General features: G+C 69.9%; 27 protein-coding genes and 1 tRNA gene. 16 read left to right on the forward strand and 12 right to left on the reverse strand.

The window, feature by feature from the left end:
* Positions 1 to 10: 10 nt before the first annotated feature.
* From ACW4TU_RS21445 to ACW4TU_RS21475, 7 genes are all read right to left on the reverse strand, one after another.
* Entirely contained in the window at positions 11 to 925 is a 915-nt protein-coding gene (locus ACW4TU_RS21445; RefSeq protein ID WP_457429784.1) for a carbohydrate ABC transporter permease, read from the reverse strand.
* The gene (locus tag ACW4TU_RS21450; RefSeq protein WP_457429786.1) at positions 922 to 1920 is read right to left on the reverse strand and encodes a carbohydrate ABC transporter permease; all 999 of its coding nucleotides are present in this window, start codon (positions 1918 to 1920) and stop codon (positions 922 to 924) included. Before ACW4TU_RS21450 ends, ACW4TU_RS21445 begins: the two co-directional genes overlap by 4 nt.
* Positions 1917 to 3227, reverse strand: coding sequence for an ABC transporter substrate-binding protein (locus ACW4TU_RS21455; RefSeq protein WP_457429787.1), 1311 nt, complete (start codon positions 3225 to 3227; stop codon positions 1917 to 1919). Before ACW4TU_RS21455 ends, ACW4TU_RS21450 begins: the two co-directional genes overlap by 4 nt.
* A 940-nt stretch (positions 3228 to 4167) precedes the next feature.
* Positions 4168 to 4509, reverse strand: coding sequence for a hypothetical protein (locus ACW4TU_RS21460; RefSeq protein WP_457429789.1), 342 nt, complete (start codon positions 4507 to 4509; stop codon positions 4168 to 4170).
* Positions 4510 to 4875: 366 nt separating this feature from the next.
* Complete coding sequence (locus tag ACW4TU_RS21465; RefSeq protein WP_457430229.1) at positions 4876 to 6729, reverse strand: copper resistance CopC/CopD family protein; 1854 nt, start codon at positions 6727 to 6729, stop codon at positions 4876 to 4878.
* A gap of 240 nt (positions 6730 to 6969) precedes the next feature.
* Positions 6970 to 7773, reverse strand: coding sequence for an SDR family NAD(P)-dependent oxidoreductase (locus tag ACW4TU_RS21470; protein WP_457429790.1), 804 nt, complete (start codon positions 7771 to 7773; stop codon positions 6970 to 6972).
* A 32-nt stretch (positions 7774 to 7805) separates the two neighbouring features.
* Entirely contained in the window at positions 7806 to 8330 is a 525-nt protein-coding gene (locus tag ACW4TU_RS21475; RefSeq protein WP_457429791.1) for a cupin domain-containing protein, read from the reverse strand.
* 62 nt (positions 8331 to 8392) lie between these two features.
* Between ACW4TU_RS21475 and ACW4TU_RS21480 the strand changes: the two genes are divergently transcribed.
* The 3 genes from ACW4TU_RS21480 to ACW4TU_RS21490 all read left to right on the forward strand — a co-directional run bounded on the left by ACW4TU_RS21480 (position 8393) and on the right by ACW4TU_RS21490 (position 10897).
* Complete coding sequence (locus tag ACW4TU_RS21480) at positions 8393 to 8587, forward strand: hypothetical protein (RefSeq protein WP_457429793.1); 195 nt, start codon at positions 8393 to 8395, stop codon at positions 8585 to 8587.
* 149 nt (positions 8588 to 8736) lie between these two features.
* Positions 8737 to 10224 (forward strand): FG-GAP-like repeat-containing protein, encoded by a 1488-nt coding sequence (locus tag ACW4TU_RS21485; protein ID WP_457429795.1) that lies wholly within the window; start codon positions 8737 to 8739, stop codon positions 10222 to 10224.
* A 79-nt stretch (positions 10225 to 10303) separates the two neighbouring features.
* The gene (locus ACW4TU_RS21490) at positions 10304 to 10897 is read left to right on the forward strand and encodes an HhH-GPD-type base excision DNA repair protein (RefSeq protein ID WP_457429797.1); all 594 of its coding nucleotides are present in this window, start codon (positions 10304 to 10306) and stop codon (positions 10895 to 10897) included.
* A 30-nt stretch (positions 10898 to 10927) separates the two neighbouring features.
* On the opposite strand, the gene ACW4TU_RS21495 is transcribed toward ACW4TU_RS21490, so the two are convergent.
* A complete protein-coding gene (locus ACW4TU_RS21495) occupies positions 10928 to 12586 on the reverse strand; it encodes a helicase HerA-like domain-containing protein (RefSeq protein WP_457429799.1) in 1659 nt (552 codons plus the stop codon).
* Positions 12587 to 12690: 104 nt separating this feature from the next.
* On the opposite strand from ACW4TU_RS21495, the gene ACW4TU_RS21500 reads away from it, so the two are divergent.
* A complete protein-coding gene (locus ACW4TU_RS21500) occupies positions 12691 to 12987 on the forward strand; it encodes a type II toxin-antitoxin system VapB family antitoxin (RefSeq protein ID WP_006377352.1) in 297 nt (98 codons plus the stop codon).
* A gap of 115 nt (positions 12988 to 13102) precedes the next feature.
* Positions 13103 to 13753, forward strand: a complete 651-nt coding sequence (locus ACW4TU_RS21505) for a LytR C-terminal domain-containing protein (RefSeq protein WP_457429801.1) — start codon at positions 13103 to 13105, stop codon at positions 13751 to 13753.
* A 49-nt stretch (positions 13754 to 13802) separates the two neighbouring features.
* Here ACW4TU_RS21505 and upp read toward each other — a convergent pair whose 3' ends face one another.
* Positions 13803 to 14438: a uracil phosphoribosyltransferase gene (gene upp, locus ACW4TU_RS21510; RefSeq protein WP_327696337.1), complete on the reverse strand. Its 636-nt coding sequence runs from the start codon at positions 14436 to 14438 to the stop codon at positions 13803 to 13805.
* A gap of 155 nt (positions 14439 to 14593) precedes the next feature.
* Between upp and ACW4TU_RS21515 the strand changes: the two genes are divergently transcribed.
* From ACW4TU_RS21515 to ACW4TU_RS21555, 9 genes are all read left to right on the forward strand, one after another.
* Positions 14594 to 14803 carry a hypothetical protein gene (locus ACW4TU_RS21515; protein WP_457429803.1) on the forward strand — a complete coding sequence of 70 codons (210 nt, stop codon included), beginning with the start codon at positions 14594 to 14596 and terminating at the stop codon, positions 14801 to 14803.
* A 263-nt stretch (positions 14804 to 15066) separates the two neighbouring features.
* A complete protein-coding gene (locus tag ACW4TU_RS21520; protein WP_457429805.1) occupies positions 15067 to 15627 on the forward strand; it encodes a tRNA adenosine deaminase-associated protein in 561 nt (186 codons plus the stop codon).
* A gap of 62 nt (positions 15628 to 15689) precedes the next feature.
* Positions 15690 to 16124, forward strand: coding sequence for a tRNA adenosine(34) deaminase TadA (tadA, locus tag ACW4TU_RS21525; protein WP_457429807.1), 435 nt, complete (start codon positions 15690 to 15692; stop codon positions 16122 to 16124).
* 85 nt (positions 16125 to 16209) lie between these two features.
* A tRNA-Ser gene (locus ACW4TU_RS21530) sits at positions 16210 to 16294 on the forward strand.
* 95 nt (positions 16295 to 16389) lie between these two features.
* Positions 16390 to 16566, forward strand: coding sequence for a hypothetical protein (locus tag ACW4TU_RS21535; protein WP_457429809.1), 177 nt, complete (start codon positions 16390 to 16392; stop codon positions 16564 to 16566).
* Positions 16567 to 16598: 32 nt separating this feature from the next.
* Entirely contained in the window at positions 16599 to 16892 is a 294-nt protein-coding gene (locus ACW4TU_RS21540; protein WP_457429811.1) for a Dabb family protein, read from the forward strand.
* Positions 16893 to 17071: 179 nt separating this feature from the next.
* Entirely contained in the window at positions 17072 to 17938 is an 867-nt protein-coding gene (locus ACW4TU_RS21545; RefSeq protein WP_457429813.1) for an RNA polymerase sigma factor SigF, read from the forward strand.
* A gap of 315 nt (positions 17939 to 18253) precedes the next feature.
* Positions 18254 to 19171, forward strand: coding sequence for an RNA polymerase sigma factor SigF (locus tag ACW4TU_RS21550; protein WP_457429815.1), 918 nt, complete (start codon positions 18254 to 18256; stop codon positions 19169 to 19171).
* 38 nt (positions 19172 to 19209) lie between these two features.
* The gene (locus tag ACW4TU_RS21555; protein WP_457429817.1) at positions 19210 to 19974 is read left to right on the forward strand and encodes a hypothetical protein; all 765 of its coding nucleotides are present in this window, start codon (positions 19210 to 19212) and stop codon (positions 19972 to 19974) included.
* 55 nt (positions 19975 to 20029) lie between these two features.
* Here ACW4TU_RS21555 and ACW4TU_RS21560 read toward each other — a convergent pair whose 3' ends face one another.
* The 3 genes from ACW4TU_RS21560 to ACW4TU_RS21570 all read right to left on the reverse strand — a co-directional run bounded on the left by ACW4TU_RS21560 (position 20030) and on the right by ACW4TU_RS21570 (position 21370).
* The gene (locus ACW4TU_RS21560) at positions 20030 to 20575 is read right to left on the reverse strand and encodes a GntR family transcriptional regulator (protein ID WP_457429818.1); all 546 of its coding nucleotides are present in this window, start codon (positions 20573 to 20575) and stop codon (positions 20030 to 20032) included.
* A gap of 47 nt (positions 20576 to 20622) precedes the next feature.
* Positions 20623 to 21090, reverse strand: coding sequence for a hypothetical protein (locus ACW4TU_RS21565; protein WP_457429820.1), 468 nt, complete (start codon positions 21088 to 21090; stop codon positions 20623 to 20625).
* A gap of 82 nt (positions 21091 to 21172) precedes the next feature.
* A complete protein-coding gene (locus ACW4TU_RS21570; protein WP_457429822.1) occupies positions 21173 to 21370 on the reverse strand; it encodes a hypothetical protein in 198 nt (65 codons plus the stop codon).
* 209 nt (positions 21371 to 21579) lie between these two features.
* Between ACW4TU_RS21570 and ACW4TU_RS21575 the strand changes: the two genes are divergently transcribed.
* Both ACW4TU_RS21575 and ACW4TU_RS21580 read left to right on the forward strand, forming a co-directional pair.
* Positions 21580 to 22017, forward strand: a complete 438-nt coding sequence (locus ACW4TU_RS21575; RefSeq protein WP_457429824.1) for a MarR family winged helix-turn-helix transcriptional regulator — start codon at positions 21580 to 21582, stop codon at positions 22015 to 22017.
* A gap of 197 nt (positions 22018 to 22214) precedes the next feature.
* A complete protein-coding gene (locus ACW4TU_RS21580; RefSeq protein WP_473965364.1) occupies positions 22215 to 24611 on the forward strand; it encodes an MFS transporter in 2397 nt (798 codons plus the stop codon).
* The last annotated feature ends 13 nt before the right edge of the window (positions 24612 to 24624 follow it).

A 24624-nucleotide genomic window follows, 5' to 3' on the forward strand; every position in this document is an offset into this window, starting at 1 on the left:
GGAGCAGTCCTCAGCCCTTGTTGGCGCCCAGGGTCAGACCGCTGACGAACTGCCGCTGCAGCGTGAAGTACACGATCAGGGTCGGGATCGCGGTCAACAGCGCACCCGCCGCGACCAGGTTGGGGTCGGTGAAGTACTGGCCGGAGAGGTTGTTGAGGGCCGAGGTGATCGGCATGTTCTCGCCGGTGGAGATCAGCACGATCGCCCAGAAGAAGTCGTTGTAGATCCAGATGGAGAGGAGCGTGGCCAGCGCCGCCATCGCGGGCCTGCACAGCGGCAGCACGATCTGCCAGTACATCCGCCACACCGACGCGCCGTCGACCAGCGCGGCCTCGGTCAGCTCGTGCGGGAGCATCCGCATGTAGTTGGAGAGCACGAACGCGCAGAAGCCCGACTGGAAGGCGATGTGGATGAGGACCAGGCCGAGTGCGGAGTCGTACAGCTTGCCGGACGCGGTGATCCCCGGCAGGTCAACGAGCAGGTAGAGGCGGTACAGCGGGGTGATGATGACCTGCTGCGGGAGCAGGTTGCCGGCCGTGAAGATCAACAGCAGGAACAGGTTGACCCGGAAGTCGAAGCGGCTGACGTAGAAGGCGACCATCGACGACAGGAACAGCGTCAGCAGCACCGCAGGCACGGCGATGATCAGCGTGTTCCCGAAGTAGTGCAGCATGTCCGACTGCGTGAACGCGTTCGTGAAGTTGGCGAAGCTCAGCTTGTCGGGCCAGGAGACATAGCCCTTGGTGCTGGTCTCGGAGTACGGGCGCAGGGCCGCGTACATCGCCCACAGCAGCGGCGCGAGCCAGGCCAGCGACATGGAGACCAGGAACACGTGCAGCAGCACGCGGGCGGGACGGACGGGGGCGCGATGCCCCTTCACGGAGCCCTTCACGGGCCCCCGCGTGGCCAGGGTGGGAGCGCTCATGCCCGCCGCTCCTTCCGGAAGGTGCTGATCAGGTACGGGATGATCACGACGAGCGAGATCACGAGGAGGACGACGGCGATCGCGGAGCCGTATCCGATGCGACTGGACTCGCCGATGATGTTGTTGGTGATCAGGATCGACAGCAACTCGGTGCCCTGGGCGCCCTTGTTGAAGACGAAGACCAGGTCGAAGGCGCGCAGGGCCTCGATGATCGTGACGACGAGGACGATGGTGTTGGTGGGGCGCAGGGTGGGGAAGATGACGTTCTTGAACGTCTGCCACTCGTTGGCGCCGTCGAGCGAGGACGCCTCGCGCAGGGACGGGTCGACGCCCTTGAGACCGGCCAGGTAAAGGATCATCATGTAGCCGGTGTGCCGCCAGCAGGCGGCGACCAGGATGGCCCAGAGGTTGAGGTCCGGGTCACCGATCCAGTCGATGTAGTGGCCCGGCTTGTTGGCGCCGATCAGGCTGTTGATCAGGCCCGTGTCCGGGTTGTAGACCAGCTGCCAGACGAACCCGGTGACCGCCAGCGACACCACGACCGGCAGGAAGAACGCCGTCTGGTACACCCGGCTGAACCGGATGTTCTTGTCCAGCTGCATGGCCAGAAACAGGCCCAGCGGGGTCGGGATCGCGATGAGTACGACGAACCAGATGATGTTGTGCTGGACGGCCGGCCAGAACTGCGGGTTGTTGGTGAACAGTTCGCGGAAGTTGTCCAGCCCCACCCACTTGATCGAGTCGAAGCCGATGCCGTCCCAGGTGGTGAAGGCCAGCCCGATCGAGGCGAAGGCCGTCACCCACACGAGGGCGACATGCAGGAAGGTCGGCACGCCCGCCATGAAGCCCAGGGCGATCCTGTCCCGGCGGGTCAGCAGCCGGCGGTGGCCCGAGGCCGGCTTGCGGCTCTGCGGGGACGAGGGGGTGTCGGTACCGCCCGGGGGCGGCGCGTCGGCCGCCCCCGGGATCACGGGAGTCGATTCGAAGTTGGTCATGAGGAGGCGAAGATCGTCTTCTTCTGGCGCTCGATGGACGAGAGCAGGCTGTCGATGCCCTTGGGATCGCGGATGAACTTCTGCAGCGCGGGCTGCATCACCGTGGAGGTGAAGTCCGGGCGGCTGTCGCGGTCCATGAACTGGGTGAGGTTCTTCGCGCCGGAGATCATCGCGTACGCCTTCTTCTGCAGGGCGCTGTACGAGGAGGTGTCGGCGTTGCTGGAGGCGGCGACGACGTTCGGGTCGGCCTTGAGGTAGATCTGCTCGGCCTCCGGAGTGCCCAGGAACTCCAGCAGCTGGACGGAACCGGCCTTGTTCTTGGGCTTCTTGCTGAGCATGAAGCCGTCGGTCGGCGCCTCGACCGTGTCCTGCCCGAAGGAGGGGTCGATCTCCGGGAACGCGAAGAAGTCGAGGTCCGCCGCGTCGGTCGCGTTCGTGAACTGCTGGCCCACGAAGGTGCCCAGCAGATACATGCCGGCCTTCTTGGAGACGAGCGTCTGCGCCGCGTCCTGCCAGGTGCGACCGGTCGAGCCCTCCTGGCTGTAGGGGAGGATCTCGGCCCAGTTGTCGAACGTGGCGCGAACCTTCGCGTCGGTCCAGGATGCCTTTCCGGCCATCAGCTCGACGTGGAAGTCGTAGCCGTTGGTACGGAAGTTGATCTGGTCGAAGGTGCCGAGCGCGGGCCAGGCGTCCTTGTCACCGAAGGCGATCGGGACCAGGCCGTCCTTCTTCATCTGCTTGCACAGCGCGAGGAACTGCGCCCAGGTGGTGGGCACTTCGTAGCCGTGCTCCTTGAAGACGCTCTTGCGGTAGAACATCGCCCACGGGTACGTGTACAGCGGCACGAAGTAGTACTTGCCGTCCGCGCCCTTGCTGAGCTGCTTCATCGCGTCGGGGAAGTTGGCCCCGATCTTCTGCCACACGTCGTCGATCGGGCTGGCCAGGCCCTTGCCCGCGAAGAACTGCATGCGGTAGCCGGCGAACCAGGTGAACACGTCGTCCGGGGAGCCCTGGAGGTAGGAGTTGATCTGCTCCTGGAACGTGTTGTGGTCCTTGGTGTTGACCTTGACCTTGACGCCGGTCTTCTTCGTGAACGCCGCGTAGATCTCGGCGAAGGCCTTCTTCGGGACCGCGTCCGACGAGTTCGAGCCGAGGGTGACGGTCTTGGCGTCGGAACCCGAGTCGCTTCCGCCGCAGGCGCTCAGCAGCGGGACGGCAGCGCCGAGCGCCGCCGCGCCGCCGACGCCGCGCAGCAGGGTGCGGCGGCTCGGACCAGGGACGGAGAGACCGGAGGGAGTGTGGTGCATGACGGCTCCTGAGGACAGACCCCCCGAAACGGGGAGCAAGGTCACGACTACGCTGAGTCCATGCTGATCTAAATCGACCAGAAATCAACTTGACCGAACATCGTGGCGGCAATAACAGCCCTTGTTCGGCCCGTCGTCAAGAGCTGGCGCCCGCCGTTCCTGAAACGTGATGGACATAAAGGCGTGAATATTTGCTGACAACCAGACGGCAAACAGTCGACGCAAACCCCTTCTCGGCCGTTCGGCCGAGGGGCGCGGCCTCGCCCACCACAAACGATGACCTTTCAGCCGAGGCGGGCGGACCGGCCCGGAAGCGACATTGGTGGTGATCACCCCCACCGTCAGCCGGAGCCGGCAGGAGCCCGCCATGCCCAGCACGACCACCGCCGTGGCGCCCACGGTCAGCACGGGTCCCCGCAGCGTGCCTGCGCCCCGGCTCCCGGTCCGCCGGGACGTCGTCCACCTGCTGGCCTGCCCGGCCTTCGCGCTCGGTCCGGCACTGGCCACGACCCTGACCCCGCACCGGGTGTGGGGCGTCCGCGCGGCCCTCGGCTACGGCACGGCGGCGATCCTGGCCGCCCGCTCCCCGCACCCCTGGAAGAGCCGGGCAGCACCGCGCACGGCCACCGTCGGCGTGGTACTGCTCCCCCTGGCCCTGCTGACCGTGCTCGGCGACGCCCGGTCCGAGGTAGCGGTCGTCGAACACTCGGGCACTCTGCTGCTGCACACGGCCGGCCCGTACACGCCCCACCCCGCCACCGTGGACGACTGCGACCCGTATCTGCCCGGCATGGCCCTCTTCGGCCTCCCCGGCGCCCTCCTGGGCGGCACCCCACTGGCCCCGCTCGCGGACGCCCGCCCGTGGTTCTGCGCGGCCTTCGCCGCGTGCGTGTACGCCACGACCAGGTCCCGTACGACGAGTAAGCCCCAAAGAGACCACTCAGCCCGTACTCCGACCCTGCTGCTCTCCTTCCCCGCCGTGGCCCTGCCCCTCGCCGTCGGCGGGGTGGACCTGCCGGTGATCGGGCTGATGCGCCTGGGGCTCGCGCCGGCGGGCCGGGTCGGTTCCGGACCCGGAGCCGGGGTCGCGGCCGGGCTGGCGATGGGCGCCGCAGCGGCCCTGAAGTGGACCGTCTGGCCCCTCCTCCCGGTCGGCCTCGCCCTGGTCGCCGTCACAGCGGGCCGCCGTACGGCCGTTCGAGCTACCGGGACCGCCATCCTGCCGTCCGCAGCAGCCGTCGTACCGGTCGCCCTGGCCGACCCTTACGCCTTCGTCGAGCACGTGATCCTGTTCCCGCTGGGCAGGGGCGGCGTCCGCTCCCCGGCGACGAGCCCGCTGCCCGGGCATCTGCTCGCGGAGTACGTCCCCGGCGGCTTCGCCCTCGCGGTCGCGCTGCTGGTCGCGAGCGCCGTCGCGGTGACGGCGTCACTCGTGGTCCGGCCACCGCACACGGTCCGCGCGGCGGCCGACCGCCTCGCCGTCGGCCTGGGCCTGGCGATGTGCCTGATACCGGCCGCCCGGTTCGGCTATCCGGTGTACCCGATCGTCCTGGCGGCGTGGTTCCGCGTCGGCACGACCGTGGCGGGGACACCTGCCGTCGGGTCGGATCCGGTCGGATCCGGTTCGGTTCGACTCCATTCGATTCGGTCAGCCACTGATCCTCACCTTCCGCGACACGCTCACCTGATCCACGTCCGACGTCCGGATCGTCACCTTCATGGTCCAGGTGCCGGCGATCGGGAGGTTGAGGGTGTTGGTGCCCCAGTAGCCGCCCTGGTCGGTGACTTCGGCGTTGAGGGGGCCGATGTCCTTGCTGGGGAGGGAGAAGGAGATGCGGAGTTCGGGGACGACCGCGAAGCCGCCGTCGGGGCCGAACACGACGGCCTGCACGCTGTTCTCGCCGACCCGGCCGGGTTCGAGGGTGATCTGCACCTTGCCGTGCCCGCCTGGCGTACCCACGTCGAAGGGGATCGTCGTCGTGGTCGCGCTGATCACGCCGGGGACGGGCGCGTCCTTGGCCGCCTCCGCCGCCTCGGCGGCGGCCCGGCCCGGCAGGGTGGCCGTCAGGACGGTCGTGATCACCAACACCGCGATACCGACGGCCACTTCGGCCAGCACGGAGCGTCGGAGCCGACGCCGGTGGGAGGCGCCTGCGTTGCCCGAGGTGCCGTTGTCGGAGGTGCCGTCGGCCGAGGTGTCGTCGTCGGGAATATCACCGTCGGGGGTGTCGTCGTCGTTCCCGCCGGACCGTGTCGCCGGAGCGCCGACCGTCTCCGGCACCCGTTCCGCGACCTTGGCCTCCGCCGCCTCCGGTACCAGCAACTGCCCCGTCCACCGGCGCGAGAACCCGGCGGCCACCAGCAGCAGCGCCACCGCGCACACCTTGGCGATCAGGATGCGGCCGTACGACGTGCCGGTGATCGCGTCCCAGGAGCCGAGGCCGCGCCAGGCCTGGTAGACGCCGGTGAGGGTCAGGACGGCCACGGAGGCGAAGGCCAGCCGGGAGAAGCGGGCGACGGTGGACGCCGGGAGCGGCTCCTCCGCCTGGAGCAGGGTGAGCAGGGCCGCGAGGCCGCCCAGCCAGGCGGACATGGCGAGCAGATGCAGCACGGAGGACGTCATCGCCACCGGCACCTGGATACCGGCCGACGCGTGTTCGGCGGCGGCCCACGTCAGCGTGAGACCGAGGGCGAGCACACCCCCGACGGCGAGCAGGACCGGTTTCGCGCGGTCACCCGTCTCGTCATCGGCTCGCCGGCGTCGGCGTACGACCACGGTCAGCAGTACGGCCGTTGCCGCGAGCAGAGCGAGCCGGGCCAGGAGTGCCAGACCGGGCCTGCTGGTCGCGGTCCGTTCCAGGGTCGACAGGTCGAAGGCACTGGTGGGTGCGGTGCCCGCCTCGTACGGGCCGCGCACCAGGAGCAGCGCGACGGTGGCCACCAGCAGGGTCCACCAGCCCGTCAGGACCAGCCTGCGCAGGGGGTCCGTGCTCGACGGGCGGCAGAGGAGGACGAAGACGACGGTACCGACGAGCAGCGCCAGGGCCGCGTACGCCAGGTAGCGGACGATGTCGTAGAGGGCGCTGGTGGCCGCGTTCTCGGTGGGGCCGGTGTCGATGGTGGCCGGGGTCGCGGAGGGCTCCCCGATGGAGAAGGTGAAGGCGCCCGAGATGGGGTGGCTGTCCGCCGAGACGACCCGCCAGGCCACGGTGAACGTGCCCTCGCCGAGGCCCCCCGGCAGGCTCACGCGCACCGCGTCGGAGCGCCCGTCCACATGCTTGGCCTCGCCGGTGGTCACGCGCCGGCTGCCGGGGTCGAACAGGCGGAAGGAGTCGTCGAGCAGGGCCACGGACTCGGTGAAGGTCAGGGTGACCTGGCGGGGGGCGGACTTGAGGACGCTTCCGTCCCGGGGGTCGGTGTCGCGGAGAGCGGCGTGCGCGGACGCGGTCCCCGCCCCGCCGACAAGGAGGAGAAGGACCAGCGTGGTACCCAGCAGCGCCAGCCGCTGAACTCCCCGGAGGTGCCCTGCCCCCCGGAGGTTCTTGACACCCCGGACGGTCTTCACGCCCGTACGTGCGCCGATCCCCGTGCGCTCGCCTTCTGCGGCTCGTCGGTCATCGCGCCCTTCGTTCCGTAGTCGGCCCACGTACCTTCTCCGTCTTCGGGACTTTTCGGCTCTCGCATACGTACGGACGATCCTGACGCCCCGCTCACCCCGCCGGAACCGGATTCGCCGTGGTCTTCACCACGTGGGACGGGCGGACACCCCTCCGTCCACGACCAGGTCGTGGCCGCTGACCCAGGACGCCAGCCGGGAGGCGAGGAACACACACGCGTCGCCTACATCCTCGGGCCGCCCCAACCTCCTTACGGGCGCCGCCTGTTGCCACCGCAGCACCCCCTCCGGCCAGTCGTCGGCCAGCCCTTCCCGGCCGATGAGTCCGGGCGAGACGGTGTTGACGCGGATGCCGTACCGCCCGTACTCCAGTGCCGCGGACCGGGCGTGCGTGACGACCGCCGCCTTCGAGGCGCTGTAGTGCGCGTGACCGGGCGCCGGATGCGCGGCCTCGATGGACGCGATGTGGGTGACACTGCCCCCACCGCCGCCCCCGCTTCCGTCCCCGCCCCGGCCGTTCTGCTCCCGCATGACCTCAGCCGCGGCCTGCGTGCAGGCGAAGACACTGAGGAGGTTGGTGTCGACGACGGCACGCCAGTCCGCGACCGTCATCCCGGTCAGCTCCTGGACGGGCTGCACACCGGCGTTGTTGACCAGCGCGTCAAGCCGCCCGCCACCCCACTCGGCGGCCTCCCGCACCACGCGCCGGCACTCGTCCTCGACGGTGAGATCGCCCCGCAGTACGACGGCCCGTCCGCCCGACTCCTCGATCCGCGCGGCCACTTCCCGCGCGCCCTCGTCCGACGTCCGGCAGTGCACGGCGACGGCGGCCCCCTCCGCCGCGAACCGCGACGCGATCCCGCGCCCGATCCCGCCTCCGCCCCCGGTGACAAGGGCGACCTGGCCGGCGAGAAGACCCGCAGGACTCATGGATGAACTCATGGATGACCGCACGGAAGACCTCATGGGCGACACAGTGCCTCGATACGAGCCGCCTCGGCCGGATAACGCGCGGCCAGCTCGACGGCGTTCCCGTGCTCGTAGCCCTCGTACGTGAACCCGGGCGCCATCGTGCACCCGAAGAACGTCCACGCGCCGCCCTCGACGACCCGCGCGCCCATCCAGGTCCCGGCCGGAATGGTGAGCTGCGGCTCCTGCCCGTGCAGGAGAGCGGGTCCGAGCACCGCCGTCCGGGAGGTGCCGTCCGGTGCGAGGAGCAGCAGTTCCAGTGGGCCGCCGAGGTAGAAGTGCCAGATCTCGTCGGACGGCAGCCGGTGCAGCGCGGAGAAGTCGCCGGGCTCGGCGGTCAGCAGCGCGACGATGGCCGAGCCCTCCGGCCGCCCGTCGGCCCGCTCGGGTCCCGCCCAGGTACGCCGGAACAGCCCGCCCTCACGCGGGATCGGCTCCAGGCCGTAGTGGGCGATCAGGTCGGCGGGCGTCGGATGCCCTGTCGGAGGTCCGGTCGGATGTCCTGGGGTCGAGGTCACCCGGGAAAAGCTACCTCCCGGGTGAGAAACGCCAGTTGGGCGCGCTTCTCCGGCAAGGGTTTGTGGCCGGGCCCGTTGTTGTCCTTCCGGAGATCGGCCTGCCCGATGTCCCCGGGCTCTTCCGGGGCAAGGACTTCGCGTTCACCGTGACGGGCGCCTGCGACACGGTCACGACCCGGGCCCTGACCAGCTACTTCCGCAAGGCGGCGGGGATGCCGAGGCGGCGGGTGCACGGGCTGGGGTACTGGCAGCCGTAGAACCGGAACCGCTGCGACAGCGAGCGGCTGTCATAACGACTCGGGAACTCCCGGAACGGCGCGCAACCTTCTGTGAGACCTCTGTGTCCAAAGAGACGGCTGGCGTTCGAGCCTGTCCACACCAAGGAGTTCTGTACCAAGGAGTTCTGTTGCGCAGAGCCGTCATGGCGACAGCCGTGCTGACCACAGCCGTCGCCGCCACGCTCACCCCCACTGCCTCATCGGCCACCACCCCTTACAAGGGCGCCAACACCGCCGCCGTCCAGGACGACTTCAACGGCGACGGCTACCGCGACCTGGCCGTCGGCGCCCCGGGCGCGGCGAACGGCAGCGTGGAGGCGGCCGGGGCGGTCGTCGTCCTGTGGGGCGGGAAGTCCACGGTGAGCGTGACGCGCCGGACCGTCATCACACAGGCGACCGCCGGTATCCCCGGCAACCCCGAGCAGGGGGACCGCTTCGGCGAGACGGTGGCCAGTGCCGACCTCGACCGCGACGGCTACGCGGACCTGCTGATCGGTTCGCCGTCCGAGGCCGTCGGCAACAACGACGTGCGGGGCTCCGTGACGGTCGTGTGGGGCGGTTCGGGCGGTCTCGGGAGCGGTGTGGAGATCACTCCACCCGCGGGCTACGGCAAGGACCGGACGTTCTGCGGCTTCGGCACGAACATCACCAGCGGCGACATGAACGGCGACGGCGCCCCCGAACTCACCATCGGCTCCCGCTGCGAGGGCACCTCCTACACGGGCCCCTTCAAACGTACCGGGAAGGCGGCGGCCAACTACCTGGACCGTCGCCTGGGCGATGCCCGGGGCGTGGTGATGGGCGATGTCGACGGCGACGGACGGGCAGAACGGTTCTGGCTGCCCGGGCCGACGGACGGCGACAGCCGCGGCCCGGTGTTCCTCGAACAGGGGCCGCCGAACGAGTCGGCCCCCTGGGAGAACAAGGCGCTCGAACTCCCCTATGCCGCCGGCCACACCGGCCGCATCGGCGACATCAACGGCGACGGTTACGGCGACCTGGTCACCGGCATCGCCATGGACAACTACCTCTCCTCGTCGACGAGCGGCGCCCACCGAGGCGGCGAGATCCAGGTCCTCTACGGCAGCGCCCAGGGCATCACCGCCGCCCAGCGCCCGAAGATCTTCCACCAGGACACCCCGGGCGTCCCCGGCAGCGCCGAGAACGCCGACATGTTCGGCCAGTCCCTCAGCATCGGCGACGTGGACAAGGACGGCTACGCCGACGTCCTGATCGGCTCCCCGAACGAGGGCGTGGCCAACAAGGAGGGCGCCGGTACGGCCGTACTCCTGCGCGGCTCCGCCAAGGGCCTGACGACAGCCCGGGCGGCGGGCTACACCGAGGACACGGCGGGCGTGCCGGACACCGCCGAGGCGTACGACGGCTTCGGCACCTCGGTCCACCTCGCCGACCTGAACCGCGACGGCCGGGCGGAAACGGTCGTCGGCATCCCGGGCGAGAACATGGACGGCTGCCTCTGGCTCGCCCGCGGCTCGGCCTCCGGCCCGGTCGTCAACGGCTCCCACACCCTGTGCGGCAAGAACACCGGCATCAGGGTCCACTTGTCGGACGCCCTCTTCGGGACGTCCCTGACCAGCCCGTACGTATACCTCTGACCGTCGTACCGGTCGCCCGGCCCCTCCGTGGAGTCATGTCCCACACGCGGCCGGGCGACCGGCGGGGCATGATCGACCCATGGACGTCACTCTCCACCTCGCCCAGGACCCCGAGGCCGACGCGCTCCTCGGCCGCAGCCCGCTCGCCGCGCTGACCGGAATGCTGCTGGACCAGCAGGTTCCGATGGAGTGGGCGTTCAAGGGGCCGGCGACCATCGCCCAGCGCCTCGGCGCGGACGATCTCGACGCGCACGAGATCGCGGCGTACGACCCCGAGGCCTTCGCCACGCTCCTCTCCGACAAGCCTGCCGTGCACCGGTATCCGGGCTCGATGGCCAAGCGCGTCCAGCAGCTCTGCCAGTACCTCGTCGAGCACTACGACGGGGACGCCGAAGGAGTCTGGCGGGACGTGGCGACCGGCGAGGAGCTGCTGAAGCGCCTCACCGACCTGCCGGGTTTCGGCAAGCAGAAGGCCCAGATCTTCCTGGCCCTCCTCGGCAAGCAGCTCGGCGTACAGCCCAAGGGCTGGCGCGAGGCCGCCGGCGCGTACGGCGAAGCGAAGTCGTTCCGCTCCGTCGCCGACATCACCGGCCCCGAGTCCCTGACCAAGGTCCGGGCCCACAAGCAGGAGATGAAGGCGGCGGCGAAGGCCGCGAAGGCCTCCGGCAAGTAGGCGCCGAGCGGGCGACGGGGATCCCGGTGGCTACCGCCTCCGCCGGGCCGTGCCGAAGAGGGAGCGGGTGATCTCCCGGCCGATCCGGGTGCCCACGGAACGGGCCAGGGACTTGAACATCCCGCTGCCCACCACCTGTTCCACCAGGGAAGGGTCCTCCTCGGGCTTGGACTCCTTCGCCTTGGACTCCTTGGGCTTCATCTCGTCCGGGCCCTTTGCTCCACCCGCTCCACCGGAGGGCTTCGCCGCCGTCAGCTTCTCGTACGCCGACTCCCTGTCCACAGCCTGTGCGTAACGGTCGTAGAGCCGCGAGGACCTGACCGCCTGGTCGAGGACCGCCGCGTCGACCGGGCCCATCAGGGGCTCGGGGGCGCGCAGGCGGGTCGCGGCGACCGGGGTCGGGGCGCCCTTCTCGCTCAGGACGGTGACCACCGCCTCGCCCGTTCCGAGGCCGGTGAGCAGTTCCTCCAGGTCGTACGCCGAGTTCGGGAAGGTCTTCACCGTGGCCCTGAGGGCCTTCTGGTCGTCCGGGGTGAAGGCGCGCAGCGCGTGCTGGACGCGGTTGCCGAGCTGGGCAAGGACATCCGCGGGGACGTCCTTCGGGGTCTGCGTCACGAAGAAGATGCCCACGCCCTTCGAGCGAATGAGGCGGACGGTCTGCGTGATCGCGTCAAGGAAGGCCTTCGACGCGTCGTTGAACAGCAGATGCGCCTCGTCGAAGAAGAAGACGAGCTTGGGCCTGTCGGCGTCGCCGACCTCCGGGAGGTCGTGGAAGAGGTCGGCCAGCAGCCACATCAGGAAGGTCGAGAAGAGCTGTGGCCGGTCCTGTACGGCGGGCAGTTCGAGCACCGAGACCATGCCCCGGCCGTCCGCCGCCGTACGCAGCAGCTCGGCCGTGTCGAACTCGGGTTCGCCGAAGAAGTCCGCCATGCCCTGTGCCTCGAAGGCGGTGAGGGAGCGCAGGATCACCCCGGCCGTGGCCGTCGACAGTCCGCCGATGTTCTTCAGTTCCTCCTTGCCCTCGTCGGAGGTGAGGAAGGCGACGACGGCCCGCAGGTCCTTCAGGTCGAGCAGCTCCAGCCCCTTCTGGTCCGCGTAGTGGAAGACCAGGCCGAGCGACTGCTCCTGGGTCTGGTTGAGCTGGAGCACCTTGGACAGCAGCACCGGGCCGAAGCTGGTGATCGTGGCCCGCACCGGGATGCCGTGGCCGAGACCGCCGAGGGCGTAGAACTCGGCGGGGAAGCCGGTCGCCGTCCACCTCTGGTGCACCTCGGCGGCACGGGACGCGACCCTGTCGTTCATCGTCCCGGGCGCGGAGATCCCGGAGACGTCGCCCTTCACATCGGCCAGGAAAACGGGCACACCTTGGGCGCTGAGCTGTTCGGCGATCAGCTGGAGCGTCTTGGTCTTGCCGGTGCCGGTGGCCCCCGCGACCAGACCGTGCCGGTTGAGCAGGGGGAGCGGGATGCGGATCCGGGCGTCCGGGAGGCACGTCCCGTCCCACACCAGGGCGCCCAGGTCGAGCGCCGGGCCGGTGAAGGCGTACCCGGCGGCGATCTCCAGGGCCGGCCGGGGAAGCGCGGGAGCGCTCCCAGGCGCAGGGGGTGACGAGGCAGACGCGTTTGCCGGCGGCAAGGGCTCCGGGGCGGCCTCCGTAACGGCCGATGGCACGGTCTCGCTGTCGCTCATGTCGAACCCGTCTTCCGGTTTGCCCCGCTTTACTCCATCTTTTCCAGCGTCGCACTCCGTCTCCATGGCTGCGCCCGGAACGTCTGGACCGGTAGGCTTTCCGTGTGATCTTCAAGCGCATCGGAAACGGCCGGCCGTACCCCGACCACGGCCGGGAAAGCACCCGGCAGTGGGCGGACGTCGCGCCGCGCCCGGTCCGCCTCGATCAGCTCGTGACGACCAAGGGCCAGCTCGACCTGGAAACCCTGCTCGCCGAGGACTCGACGTTCTACGGCGACCTCTTCGCGCATGTCGTGAAGTGGCAGGGCGACCTGTATCTGGAGGACGGTCTGCACCGCGCGGTCAGGGCGGCCCTCCAGCAACGCCAGGTGCTGCACGCCCGCGTCCTCGAAATGGACTGACGGCCGTCCCCTGACAGCCGTCCTCGCGACGCTTATTGGCCCTTTCGGGTAGTCCTGCGGCCGGGTCAATGATCATTTAGTAGGCATCGGTGCCCGGGCGCACTACGCTGCGCCCATGAGCATGCTGACTCCCCCCGGAATGGGCGGCCAGTACCGCATCACGGGGGACAAGTACCCGCGGATGCGCCGACCCCGGGGGCGCCGCAGGTTCGTGCTCGGACTCGTGGCCTCCGTCGCCGCCCTCGGCCTGATCGGCTGGGGCACCTTGCAGCTCATCGACGTCTTCACCGGCGGCGGCAGCAAGGCCACGGCCGCGGGACCGAAGTCGGACTGCGCCACCAGGGCAACCCCGACGGCCACGCCCACGACGGCCCCCAGAACACTGCCCAGGCCCGGCGTGATCACCGTCAACGTCCTGAACGCCACGCCCCGCAGCGGCCTGGCCAAACAGGCCGCGGACGAGCTGCGGAAGCGTGGCTTCCGCATCGGCGACGTGGGCAACGCGCCCAAGGCCTACGACAAGAAGATCGCCGGAGCCGGGATGGTGCTCGGCGCGAAGTCGGCCGCCCGGGCAGCCCTGCCCGTGCTCGGCACCCAGCTCGCGGGCGCCCAGGTGAAGACCGACGCGCGCACCTCGGCCACCGAGGTCGACCTGCTCATCGGCACCAAGTTCACGGCCCTGACCAGCAAGAAGGACGCCGACCAGGCCCTGGCCGCGCTGACCGGTCCCGCGCCGACGCCCTCCAGCACCCAGAAGAGCTGCTGAGCCTCGTACTCCGTACTGCCTGACTCCGTACCGCCTGTTGGTGCTGGTGCTACTCGGCCGCGCCGTACAGCCGGTCGCCCGCGTCTCCGAGGCCCGGGACGATGTAGCCGTGCTCGTTCAGGCGCTCGTCGATCGAGGCCGTGACGACGGTGACCGGGGTGCCCGCCAGCTCGCGTTCCATGACCTCGACGCCCTCCGGGGCGGCCAGGAGGACCACGGCCGTCACATCGTCGGCGCCGCGCTTGATCAGCTCCTGGATCGCCGCGACCAGGGTGCCGCCGGTGGCGAGCATCGGGTCGAGGACGTACACCTGACGCCCGGAGAGGTCCTCCGGCATGCGTGTGGCGTACGTGGACGCCTGGAGCGTCTCCTCGTCGCGCACCATGCCCATGAAGCCCACCTCGGCGGTCGGCAGCAGCCGGACCATGCCGTCCAGCATGCCGAGGCCGGCCCGCAGGATCGGCACCACCAGCGGGCGCGGGTAGGACAGCTTGACGCCCGTGGTCGAGGCGACCGGCGTCGTGATGTCGACCTGTTCGGTGCGCACGTCGCGCGTGGCCTCGTAGGCGAGCAGGGTGACCAGCTCGTCGGCGAGACGGCGGAAGGTCGCGGAGTCGGTGCGCTGGTCGCGCAGCGTGGTGAGCTTGTGGGCGACCAGCGGGTGGTCGACGACGTGGAGACGCATGTCCCCAACAGTAGCCGGGGTCCCGCACAGCGGCCCGCTCCCCCATACAGCGGTTCCGCTTCCCCGTACAGCGGCTCCACCTCCCCCTCACTCTTCCGCTGGCATCAAACCGCCCGACGGAGGGAAGGTGGAGGGACGGATTGGGGGTGCTGCCCATGCCTGACCACGAACCCGTCCATGCACCCGATCAGGTACCCGACCAGGACCGGAAGGCGTCGGAGACCGAGGCCGAGAGGCGTCGGCGCCGGGCCGTCTTCCTGCGCGAGCTGACCGAGGCCCGCGAGTTGCGCGACCGTGTACAGCCCCGCCGCGCCAAGGCCGCGCGCCTTCGCCACGCCATGCGTATGCGTACGTTCCGCTGGTAGTAGGCGCGTTGAGGGGGTAGCCGTGCGGGGCCGGTGACGGAAGCCGGTTACGATCCGCTGGTGGCGGCAACGAGAGCGCTGTTGAAGGGCTCGGCTGACAACCGATCAAAAGAGCCGGACACAGGGTGCCGAAGACGTCCCCTGAACGCTCCGTTTCTGCCACGATGCCGAGTGGGTGGGGCTCGGCGAACAGCCTTCCCCGCCCGCAACCTCCGCCGGGGGGACCCCCAACGGGCACGCCTAGGAACAGTGGGAGAGTCACGGTGTACTTCGCCGCAGTGCTCGCGCGCACCGAAGACGGGTGGGAAGCGAGCGACACAGAGCTCGACGATGTGGAAACCCTGTCGGACCTGGCCGAACTGGCCCGTGAAGCCTCCCCCGAGGACGACACGGTGCTGGTGCTCATCGAGCAGGAGGACGCCTGGTTCGGCGTCGTCCGCATCGACGGCGAGGACGACCCCCGGATCTACGTCTCGGACGCCGCCGCCGCTTCCCGTAGTTCGTACGGTGAGATCCTGCTCACGGCCGAGCTGCTCGGCCGCGATCCGGACGCCGACGAGCCGGATCTCGACGCCCTCGTCCTCGATCTCGACGGCACCGAGGACGGTGAGCCGGACGCCGATCCGGACACCGACGCCGCCTCCGCCGACGACGAGACCATCGCCCCCGCCGACGCGGTGCCGCACGGCCCCGTGGGGGACCCCGTGATTCTCGACGACCTCGGCGTCGGCGAGAAGGAACTGCGCGCCCTGGACGCCGACGACGCGCTGAGCGCGATCGCCGAGGCCCTGGGAGCGTCGGAGGTCCTGGAGACGGTGCGCTGAGCCGAGAGGGCCTGATCGACGAGGGGGCGCCCGACCCCGTACGTGGTCCGTGGCGGGCCGCGATGCGGCTCGCCCTGGCCGAGGCCGGGCGGGCCGCCCTGGGCGGTGACGTCCCCGTCGGCGCCGTCGTGCTGGCCGCCGACGGCACGACGGTGCTCGCGACCGGGCACAACGAGCGCGAGGCGACCGGCGATCCGACGGCGCACGCGGAGGTCCTCGCGCTCCGGCGGGCCGCGGCGCGGCTCGGGGAGTGGCGGCTGTCCGGCTGCACGCTTGTCGTGACGCTGGAGCCCTGCACGATGTGCGCGGGCGCCCTCGTGCAGTCGCGGATCGACCGGGTCGTCTACGGCGCCCGCGACGAGAAGGCGGGCGCGGCCGGCTCCCTCTGGGACGTCGTACGCGACCGCCGTCTCAACCACCGCCCCGAGGTGATCGGCGACGTCCTCGCGGACGACTGCGCCGGCCTCCTCACCACCTTCTTCCGCCACGACCGCTGACCGCCGACAGACCACTGATTCACCGGCGGGGGCCGACGATAAACGGATTTCGGACCATGCCGCACCTTGCTGTAAGGTTCCCCTCGGTAGCGTGTCCGAGCGGCCGAAGGAGCTCGCCTCGAAAGCGAGTGTGGCGCAAGTCACCGAGGGTTCAAATCCCTCCGCTACCGCTGTAGAAGGGCCTCGCCGGACGGCGGGGCCCTTCGTGCGACATCAGTCGGGTGTCGCGCGGTCGGGTCTGGTCGGGTCTGAGGGGGAGGCCGCCGTGGCGGTGAACGCGAAGAAGATTGCCGTCTACGCACTCGTGGTCTTCGTGGCGTACGTGATCATCACGGACCCCAGAGGGGCGGCCGACTACGTCGAGATAGCCTTCGAAGGCATCTCGAACGCGGCCGGCGCCATAGGCGACTTCATGACCTGGGTCGCCGACGGCGCCCAGTAGCAGCCAGCCCAACCAGCAGCCGGGGAGTGCATGTGATCCGCCATCTGGTCCTCTTCAAGCTCAACGAGGGCGTCCAGCGCGACGAACCGCGGGTCGTGGCGGGCGTCGAGGCCTTCCGCGCCCTGCCCGGCCAGATCGGCGACCTCCGCTTCTGGGAGTGCGCCTGGAACATCACCGACCGCCCCATCGCCTACGACTTCGCGATCAACTCGGCGGTCGAGGACAAGGACGCGCTGGTCAGGTACCTGGAGCACCCGGCCCATCAGGCCGCTGCCGGACCGTGGCGCGAGTTCGCCACCTGGGTGATCGCCGACTACGAGTTCTGAGCCGTACGGCCGCACAGGCGACGACCCCGCACCCGAACGGTGCGGGGTCTTCTTACGTCTTATGGGCCAACTCTCCCTCAACACGGTGTTATGGGGTGCTTGCACACAGTGCACATGTCTTGTGATGCTATGACCGCTTTTGACGGATGAGTTGACCGATTGAGTTGACCGATGAAGAGGTGGCCTTGACCGTGTCGGCCAGTACTGCGCCACCCCAGGAAGCCACTGCCCGAGAAGCCGCCGCCCAGGAACCCGCACCTCAGGAGCCCGCCCCCCAGCGGAGCCGAGGCGCTGACACCCGGGCGCTCACCCAGGTGCTCTTCGGCCAGCTCAAGATGCTGGAGCCGGGTACGCCGGAGCACAACCGCGTGCGGGGGGCGCTCATCGAGGCGAATCTCCCGCTCGTGCGCTACGCCGCCGCCCGCTTCCGCTCCCGCAACGAGCCGATGGAGGACGTCGTCCAGGTCGGCACCATCGGGCTGATCAACGCCATCGACCGGTTCGACCCGGACCGGGGCGTGCAGTTCCCGACGTTCGCGATGCCGACCGTCATCGGAGAGATCAAGCGGTACTTCCGGGACAACGTCCGCACCGTCCACGTACCGCGCCGGCTGCACGAGCTGTGGGTGCAGGTCACCGGGGCGACGGAGGACCTGACGACGGCGTTCGGGCGCACCCCGACGACCGGCGAGATCGCCGAGCATCTGCGGATCAGCGAGGAGGACGTGCTGTCCTGCATCGAGGCGGGCCGCTCGTACCACGCGACCTCGCTGGAAGCGGCCCAGGAGGGCGACGGGCTGCCGGGCCTGGTCGACCGCCTCGGCTTCGAGGATCCGGCGCTGGACGGCGTGGAGCACCGCGACCTGGTCCGGCATCTCCTGGTCCAGCTCCCGGAACGCGAACAGCGCATCCTGCTGCTGCGTTACTACAGCAACCTCACCCAGTCCCAGATCAGCGCGGAACTCGGTGTCTCCCAGATGCACGTGTCCCGGCTACTGGCCCGTAGCTTCGCGCGACTGCGCTCCGCGAACCGCGTCGAGGCGTAGCCGGGGACGGAGCCGGGGACGGAGCCGGAGAGGCCGCAAGCGACGTAACCGGACACAGGAGCGAGCCGTCACCTGGGAGAGCGAATCGCTCAGTGACTCATTTCTCGGCTCTTCTGGGGTTAAAAACTGCCAGACCCCCTTTTTCCAGGGCGGATTCGCGTCCCACATGTCGACATGTAACTACAGCGTGTTGCCGACATGTGACATTCTCCGTGAAGAGCGTTTGCCGTGGCTTCGGCTCCGGTATTCAGGTGAAGGCTGCGTTCCTCGAATCGGAGCGTCCGCCGCGACCGTCCGCGACCCAAAGGGGGTGGCATGTCCGCAGACCAGGGCAGCTCCAAGGTGCTCACGCTCACGAAGAGCGAGTCGGCGCCCGCCGAGCTTCACGACGTCCCGGCCCTTGTAGTGGAGGTCGAGGCAGAGGCGGCCCCGGCCACCCAGGCCCTCCCGCCGGCTCCGCCGACCACGGGTGCCATCGACACCCGCACCCTGTCCCGTTCCCTGTTCCTGCGGCTCGCCGCCCTCGACGAGAACAGCCCCGAGCGTGCGTACGTCCGGGACACCCTCATCGAGCTGAACCTCCCTCTCGTCCGGTACGCGGCGGCCCGCTTCCGCTCCCGGAACGAGCCGATGGAGGACATCGTCCAGGTCGGCACCATCGGCCTGATCAAGGCGATCGACCGCTTCGACTGCGAACGCGGCGTCGAGTTCCCGACGTTCGCGATGCCGACGGTCGTGGGTGAGATCAAACGCTTCTTCCGCGACACGTCGTGGTCGGTGCGCGTACCGCGCCGCCTGCAGGAGCTGCGTCTGGCCCTCACCAAAGCCAGCGACGAGCTCGCCCAGAAGCTGGACCGCTCCCCCACGGTGCCCGAACTCGCCCTGGTCCTGGGCGTGTCCGAGGAGGACGTGGTCGACGGCCTCGCGGTCGGCAACGCGTACACGGCCTCGTCCCTGGACTCCCCGGCCCTGGAGGACGACGGCGGCGAGGGCTCCCTGGCCGACCGCCTCGGCTACGAGGACACGGCGCTGGAGGGCGTGGAGTACCGCGAGTCCCTCAAGCCGCTGCTGGCCAAACTCCCGCCCCGTGAGCGCCGGATCATCATGTTGCGCTTCTTCGCCAACATGACCCAGTCGCAGATCGGCGAGGAGGTCGGCATCTCCCAGATGCACGTGTCACGTCTCCTGACCCGAACCCTGTCCCAGCTCCGCGAGGGCCTGATCTCCGACTGAGGGTTCACTTCTGACGGAGCATCAGCGACGATGACGCGATGCTTCGACAGACCCGCGCGACGCATACGACGCATGACCGCCGGGGCGCCATCGCCCTGACCACCTCGGCGGCCGTCGTGATCTGCGCCCTGGCAGGGGTGTTGGCGGCGTGCGGGGACAGCGGCGGACACGACGAGGGGTACGTCCCGGTCGAGCGACCGGCGATCGGCGGTACGGCGGTTGCTCCCACCGGGGAGGTGACGTTCGTACCGCTGGAGGGAAGCAAGCCGGAATCGGCGGCGCCCAACTCGCCCCCTGGGCAGGAGAGTCGGCCGCGCGCACCGGCAACGGCGCCCCGATCGACGACCGTTCCGGCGGAGAACTCCGACTCGGCCCGGACGAGCACGAATTCGGCGCCTCCCGCACCGACGCCGACGCCGACCTCCGTTTCGACACCGACGTCGGAACCGACATCGACATCGGCATCGACAACACCGGGACCGTCACCGCCCGTCGGTCCCGCGCACCTGACCACGGGTGCGCCGGTACGCGAGCCCACGGACAAGCGCTGGTGCGAGAAAGTGACGCTCGCCTTCCACAACACCGGAGACTCACCGGTGCGTTCGGGCACAGTCACCTTCGGCACGCACATCATCGACCTGCTCGGCATCGACTGGGCGACGATCGAGTCGACCGTGCCGCTCCCTGTGCCGATCGGGCCGGGTGCCACGCGGGAGGAGAGCTGGACGGTGTGCGTGGCGGAGTGGCGCGTGCCGTGGGGGATGCGGGTGGAGACGCGGGTGGTCGAGGTGGAGTGGGCGTAGGTGACGTGGGTGCGGGGGCAGCCGATCCGCGTCCGCTGTCCGATCCGCGCGCCCGCTAGCCGATCCGCAGTTCGTAGCGCAGGCGTTGGCGGTGGGCGGGCATGGTCATCAGGTCGGCCTGGAGGGGGCGGTCCTCGGCGTCCAGGGTGAGCCGGGTCAGCCGTAGGACCGGGGTGTCCGGGCCGACGCGCAGTGCCTGCTGCTCCGCCGTACTCGGCAGCCCGGCCGTCACGTCCTCGCGTACCCGTACGCCCACGTGCCCGAGGCGTGCGAGCAGGGTGACGGCTCCGCCGGGGATCTTGGCGAGGCCGGCGAGGCCGGTGCCTCCGGCGATGTGCACGGGATAGTAGGTGTCCGTCAACTCACAGGGCTCACCGTCGAGTTCGATCACCCGGCGCCGTACGACCACGGCCTCGCCCTCGGCGACGCCGAGCAGCCCGGAGACCTCCTCGGACGCCGGCACCTCCCCGGCGTGGACGATGCGCTGCGTGCCCCGACGCCCCTTCGCGGCGGCTTCCTCGCTCCAGGCGTCGCCCTGCCCGCTCGCCCGCGGCGCCAGATAGGGCATGGAGGTACTGACCCAGTCGTCTCCGCGGTCCATGGCGGTACGTCCTCCGGTCGGCGGGCGGCAGCAGCGGTCGGGGCTCGTCAGATATGGGCCCTGACCTGCCGTACGGCATGGCCGAGCGCCTTGCCGAGGGTGGCCAGTTCCTCGTCGCCGAACCAGGCTCGCTCGGGGTTCCGCACGGCGATCTCGAACCGGGCGAAGCCGCACGGCCAGTCGTAGTCCAGGTCCACCGGCGAGGCGGACGCGCCGCAGCAGGGGACCTCCGTCGCGAGGGTCGCGAAGCCGTCACCCTCGATGCCGTCGAGAAGGCCCGTCCACCACTCCATGGAGATCGACGCGCCGCAGTGCGGGCAACCGATCCTTCGCAGGTTCTGGCCGCAGGCCACGACCGCGAGCGTGTCGTGCCAGGTGACGTCGATCTCCGCGTCCACCCCACCCGGAACGCCCGGAGCCAGGTCCGCCACGACCGCCGCCGTTCGGTCGGCCGCGGCCCGGTCAGGCTGCCAGTACGGGTCGGTGGGGATGACGGAGAGGACGTCGTCGCTCACAGGGCATCCCTGGATCGCTCGTGGGTGCTCGGCGGGATTCCGGAACGCGCCGGCCGAGTCGCCGGCGCGGTTCCCGTCGGTCCTACTTCAGCGCCAGCCAGGCCACCGCCGCGACCACCAGTACGGCGACGACCACGCCGACGATCAGGCCGATACGGGGGCCCGCCGGGGCGGGTGCCTGACGGCCGCCGCCCTGGGGGGTCTCGTCGACGAACGCTCGGAACATCTGGGTGCTGCCCGCGGGGTCGTAGTTGCCCTCGGGGCCCTGGGTGTTGGCCATGGTGCGAGACCCTAGCGAACCCGACGGCTCCCACCCAAGTGGGCCCCCTCTCTCACCGCCGCCACCTGGGCGTTTACGTTCGCCAACACGTGCCTTTGCCAAGTTTTTAGTCCACCCCCTCCCATTTCATTTGCCTGCAGCAACCAATCTTTTCTATGGTTGCCCCAAGCAACGAATACCGGACGGGCAGGCAGGACTCAGGGGGCGTGATGGCCGAGCCGACGCAGTACGAGGAGTTGGCGCGTCAGTTCAGTGCCTTCGGTGCCGTGAAACGGGAGATGGGGCGGGTCATGCCGCCCGAGTGTCCCAGTGGTTCCGCCGTCGTGCTGATGCTGCTCGACCGGTACGGGGACATGCGGATGAGCCGGCTCGCCGAGCTGCTCGCCGTCGACATGTCCGTGACCAGCCGTCATGTCGCGCACGTCGCCGTACGCGGCTGGATCGAACGGCTCCCCGATCCCGCCGACAAGCGCTCCCGCATTCTGCGGCTGACGCCCTCCGGGCACACGCAGATCGGCGAGTTGTCACGGCGGTCCACCGAACTGCTCGCCCACCGGCTCGCCGACTGGACCGACGACGAGGTCGGGCAGCTCGCCCGGCTCATGGGGCGGCTCCGGGAGAGCTTCGGCGCCCAACAGGCGACGTAGCAGACGACATAGCAGGCGACGTGGCACACGACGTGGCAAGCCACATCGCAAACGGCGTAAAGACGCACAAGATACACAAGGCGTACAAGACGCAGCACAGACAAGGAAGTTCCATGGCAACGACCACACCGGCCGGTGTGCGCGCGGCACACGCCAAGCACGGGGGAGGCTCCCAGGGCTCCGCCGACGGCGCGCCGATGTCGCACCGGCAGATCCTGGAAGCGCTCACCGGGCTGCTGCTCGGCATGTTCGTCGCGATCCTGTCGTCGACGATCGTCTCCAACGCCCTGCCCGACATCATCAAGGACCTCGGCGGCGGCCAGAGCGCCTACACCTGGGTCGTGACCGCGTCGCTCCTCGCGATGACCGCGTCCACCCCGCTGTGGGGCAAGCTCGCCGACCTCTTCTCCAAGAAGCTGCTGATCCAGTTCGCCCTCGTCATCTTCGTGCTGGGTTCGGCCGCCGCCGGGCTCTCGCAGAACGCGGGCATGCTGATCACCTTCCGTGCCGTGCAGGGCGTCGGCATGGGCGGGCTCTCGGCGCTCGCCCAGATCATTCTCGCGGCGATGATCTCCCCGCGTGAGCGCGGACGCTACAACGGCTACCTCGGCGCCACCTTCGCGACCGCGATGGTCGGCGGCCCGCTGATCGGCGGTGTCATCACCGACACCAGCTGGCTGGGCTGGCGCTGGTGCTTCTACGTCGGCGTGCCCTTCGCCGTCGTCGCCCTCGTCGTGCTCCAGCGGACCCTGCACCTGCCCGTCGTGAAGCGCAAGGCCAAGGTCGACTGGACCGGTGCCTTCTTCATCACCGCGGCCGTCTGTCTGCTGCTGGTCTGGGTGACCTTCGCCGGCGACAAGTACGACTGGGTGTCGTGGCAGACGTACGCGATGATCGGCGGCACGGTCGCGCTGCTCGGGATCTTCGTCCTCGTCGAGTCGAGGGCCAGTGAGCCGATCATCCCGCTGCGGCTCTTCCGTAACCGCACGATCACCCTCGCCTCGCTCGCGTCGCTCTTCGTCGGCGTCGCGATGTTCGCGGGCACCATCTTCTTCAGCCAGTACTTCCAGCTGGCCCGGGACAAGTCGCCGACCATGTCCGGCGTCATGACGATCCCGATGATCGGCGGCCTGTTCGTCGCCTCCACCGTCTCCGGCCAGGTCATCACCCGTACGGGACGCTGGAAGGCGTGGCTGCTCTCCGGCGGTGTGCTGGTGACGGCCGGTCTCGGTCTGCTGGGCACCCTGCGCTACGACACCGCGTACTGGCACGTCGCCATCTACATGGCGCTGCTCGGCCTCGGCGTCGGCATGATGATGCAGAACCTCGTGCTGTGCACGCAGAACCAGGTCTCCCCCTCCGACCTGGGCGTCGCCAGCTCGGTGGTCACCTTCTTCCGTTCCCTCGGCGGCGCGATCGGCGTCTCCGCGCTGGGCGCGGTCCTCGGTCACCGGATCACCGACCACCTCAAGGACGGTCTGGCCACCATCGACCCCAAGTACGCGTCGGCGCTGTCCGGTTCCAGCTCCAACACCATCCCCGACCTCGACGCGCTGCCCGCTCCGTTGCGCACGGTCATCGAGGGCGCGTACGGCCACGGCATCGGTGACGTCTTCCTCTACGCGGCCCCGGCCGCCCTGCTCGCGCTCGTCTTCTCCCTCTTCATCAAGGAGGTCCCGCTGCGGACCAAGGGCGCGCTGGCGCAGGCCGCGGAGGAGAAGGGTGTCTCCTCCGTCCCGGTCACTCCGGTCACGGAGACGGAGAAGGAGCTCGCCGCCGTCGCCACGGTGGCTGTCGAGACCGACGAGGCCGTCAACGAGCCGACCCGTGGCGGGATTCCGGTACGCGGTCATGTGCGCGGTGCCGAGAGCGCGCCCGTTCCGCAGGCCGCCGTCACGCTGATCTCCCTCACCGGGCGTCAGCTGGGCCGCGCGGTCGCCCAGGGCGACGGCGGCTACGCGCTGGATGCGCCGGGCACGGGCTCGTACGTCCTGATCGCCTCGGCGGACGGGTTCCAGCCGCAGGCCTCGACCGTCGTCGTCAACGGTGAGCCGGTCGCGTACGACATCCTGCTCAGCGGCACCAGTGGGCTCGGCGGGCTGGTGCGCGGCAATGAGACCGGGGTGCCCGTCAAGGACGCGATGGTCATCGTCACCGATGTGCGCGGGGATGTGCTGGCCACCGGGACGACAGGTGAGCAGGGCGAGTTCACGTTCGCCGAGCTGGTGCCGGGTGCCGTGACCGTCGCTGTGAACGCCGCCGGATACCGGCCGCGGGCCCTGCCCGTCGAGGTCGGCGGCACGGGGGTCACCCGGGTCGAGGTGGAACTGGCGTCCGGGGCGCAGGTCCAGGGTGTCGTACGGGCGCCGCACGGGCCGCTCGGGGACGCGCGGGTCACGCTCGTCGACGCGGCCGGCAACGTGGTCGGCTCGGCGACGACCGGTGCGGACGGGGCGTACGCCTTCGCCGACCTGGACAGCGGCGAGTACACGGTCATCGCGACCGGCTACCCGCCGGTGGCCACCGCCCTGACCGTCACCGGCCGAGGCGCCGACGACCACGACATCGAACTCGCCCACCCGGGCGGGGAGTGACGGGGAGTTGCGG

The organism is Streptomyces kryoterrae, assembly GCF_054072135.1.

Bases quoted from the DNA above. Each gene is read 5' to 3' on its own strand.
- ACW4TU_RS21555 (WP_457429817.1), top strand. From the start codon at position 19,210: ATGCTTCGACAGACCCGCGCGACGCATACGACGCATGACCGCCGGGGC.
- ACW4TU_RS21490 (WP_457429797.1), top strand. From the start codon at position 10,304: ATGGACGTCACTCTCCACCTCGCCCAGGACCCCGAGGCCGACGCGCTC.
- ACW4TU_RS21455 (WP_457429787.1), bottom strand. From the start codon at position 3,227: ATGCACCACACTCCCTCCGGTCTCTCCGTCCCTGGTCCGAGCCGCCGC.
- ACW4TU_RS21505 (WP_457429801.1), top strand. From the start codon at position 13,103: ATGAGCATGCTGACTCCCCCCGGAATGGGCGGCCAGTACCGCATCACG.
- ACW4TU_RS21550 (WP_457429815.1), top strand. From the start codon at position 18,254: ATGTCCGCAGACCAGGGCAGCTCCAAGGTGCTCACGCTCACGAAGAGC.
- ACW4TU_RS21575 (WP_457429824.1), top strand. From the start codon at position 21,580: ATGGCCGAGCCGACGCAGTACGAGGAGTTGGCGCGTCAGTTCAGTGCC.
- upp (WP_327696337.1), bottom strand. From the start codon at position 14,438: ATGCGTCTCCACGTCGTCGACCACCCGCTGGTCGCCCACAAGCTCACC.
- ACW4TU_RS21495 (WP_457429799.1), bottom strand. From the start codon at position 12,586: ATGAGCGACAGCGAGACCGTGCCATCGGCCGTTACGGAGGCCGCCCCG.
- ACW4TU_RS21580 (WP_473965364.1), top strand. From the start codon at position 22,215: ATGTCGCACCGGCAGATCCTGGAAGCGCTCACCGGGCTGCTGCTCGGC.
- ACW4TU_RS21445 (WP_457429784.1), bottom strand. From the start codon at position 925: ATGAGCGCTCCCACCCTGGCCACGCGGGGGCCCGTGAAGGGCTCCGTG.
- tadA (WP_457429807.1), top strand. From the start codon at position 15,690: ATGCGGCTCGCCCTGGCCGAGGCCGGGCGGGCCGCCCTGGGCGGTGAC.
- ACW4TU_RS21470 (WP_457429790.1), bottom strand. From the start codon at position 7,773: ATGAGTCCTGCGGGTCTTCTCGCCGGCCAGGTCGCCCTTGTCACCGGG.
- ACW4TU_RS21560 (WP_457429818.1), bottom strand. From the start codon at position 20,575: ATGGACCGCGGAGACGACTGGGTCAGTACCTCCATGCCCTATCTGGCG.
- ACW4TU_RS21450 (WP_457429786.1), bottom strand. From the start codon at position 1,920: ATGACCAACTTCGAATCGACTCCCGTGATCCCGGGGGCGGCCGACGCG.
- ACW4TU_RS21570 (WP_457429822.1), bottom strand. From the start codon at position 21,370: ATGGCCAACACCCAGGGCCCCGAGGGCAACTACGACCCCGCGGGCAGC.
- ACW4TU_RS21515 (WP_457429803.1), top strand. From the start codon at position 14,594: ATGCCTGACCACGAACCCGTCCATGCACCCGATCAGGTACCCGACCAG.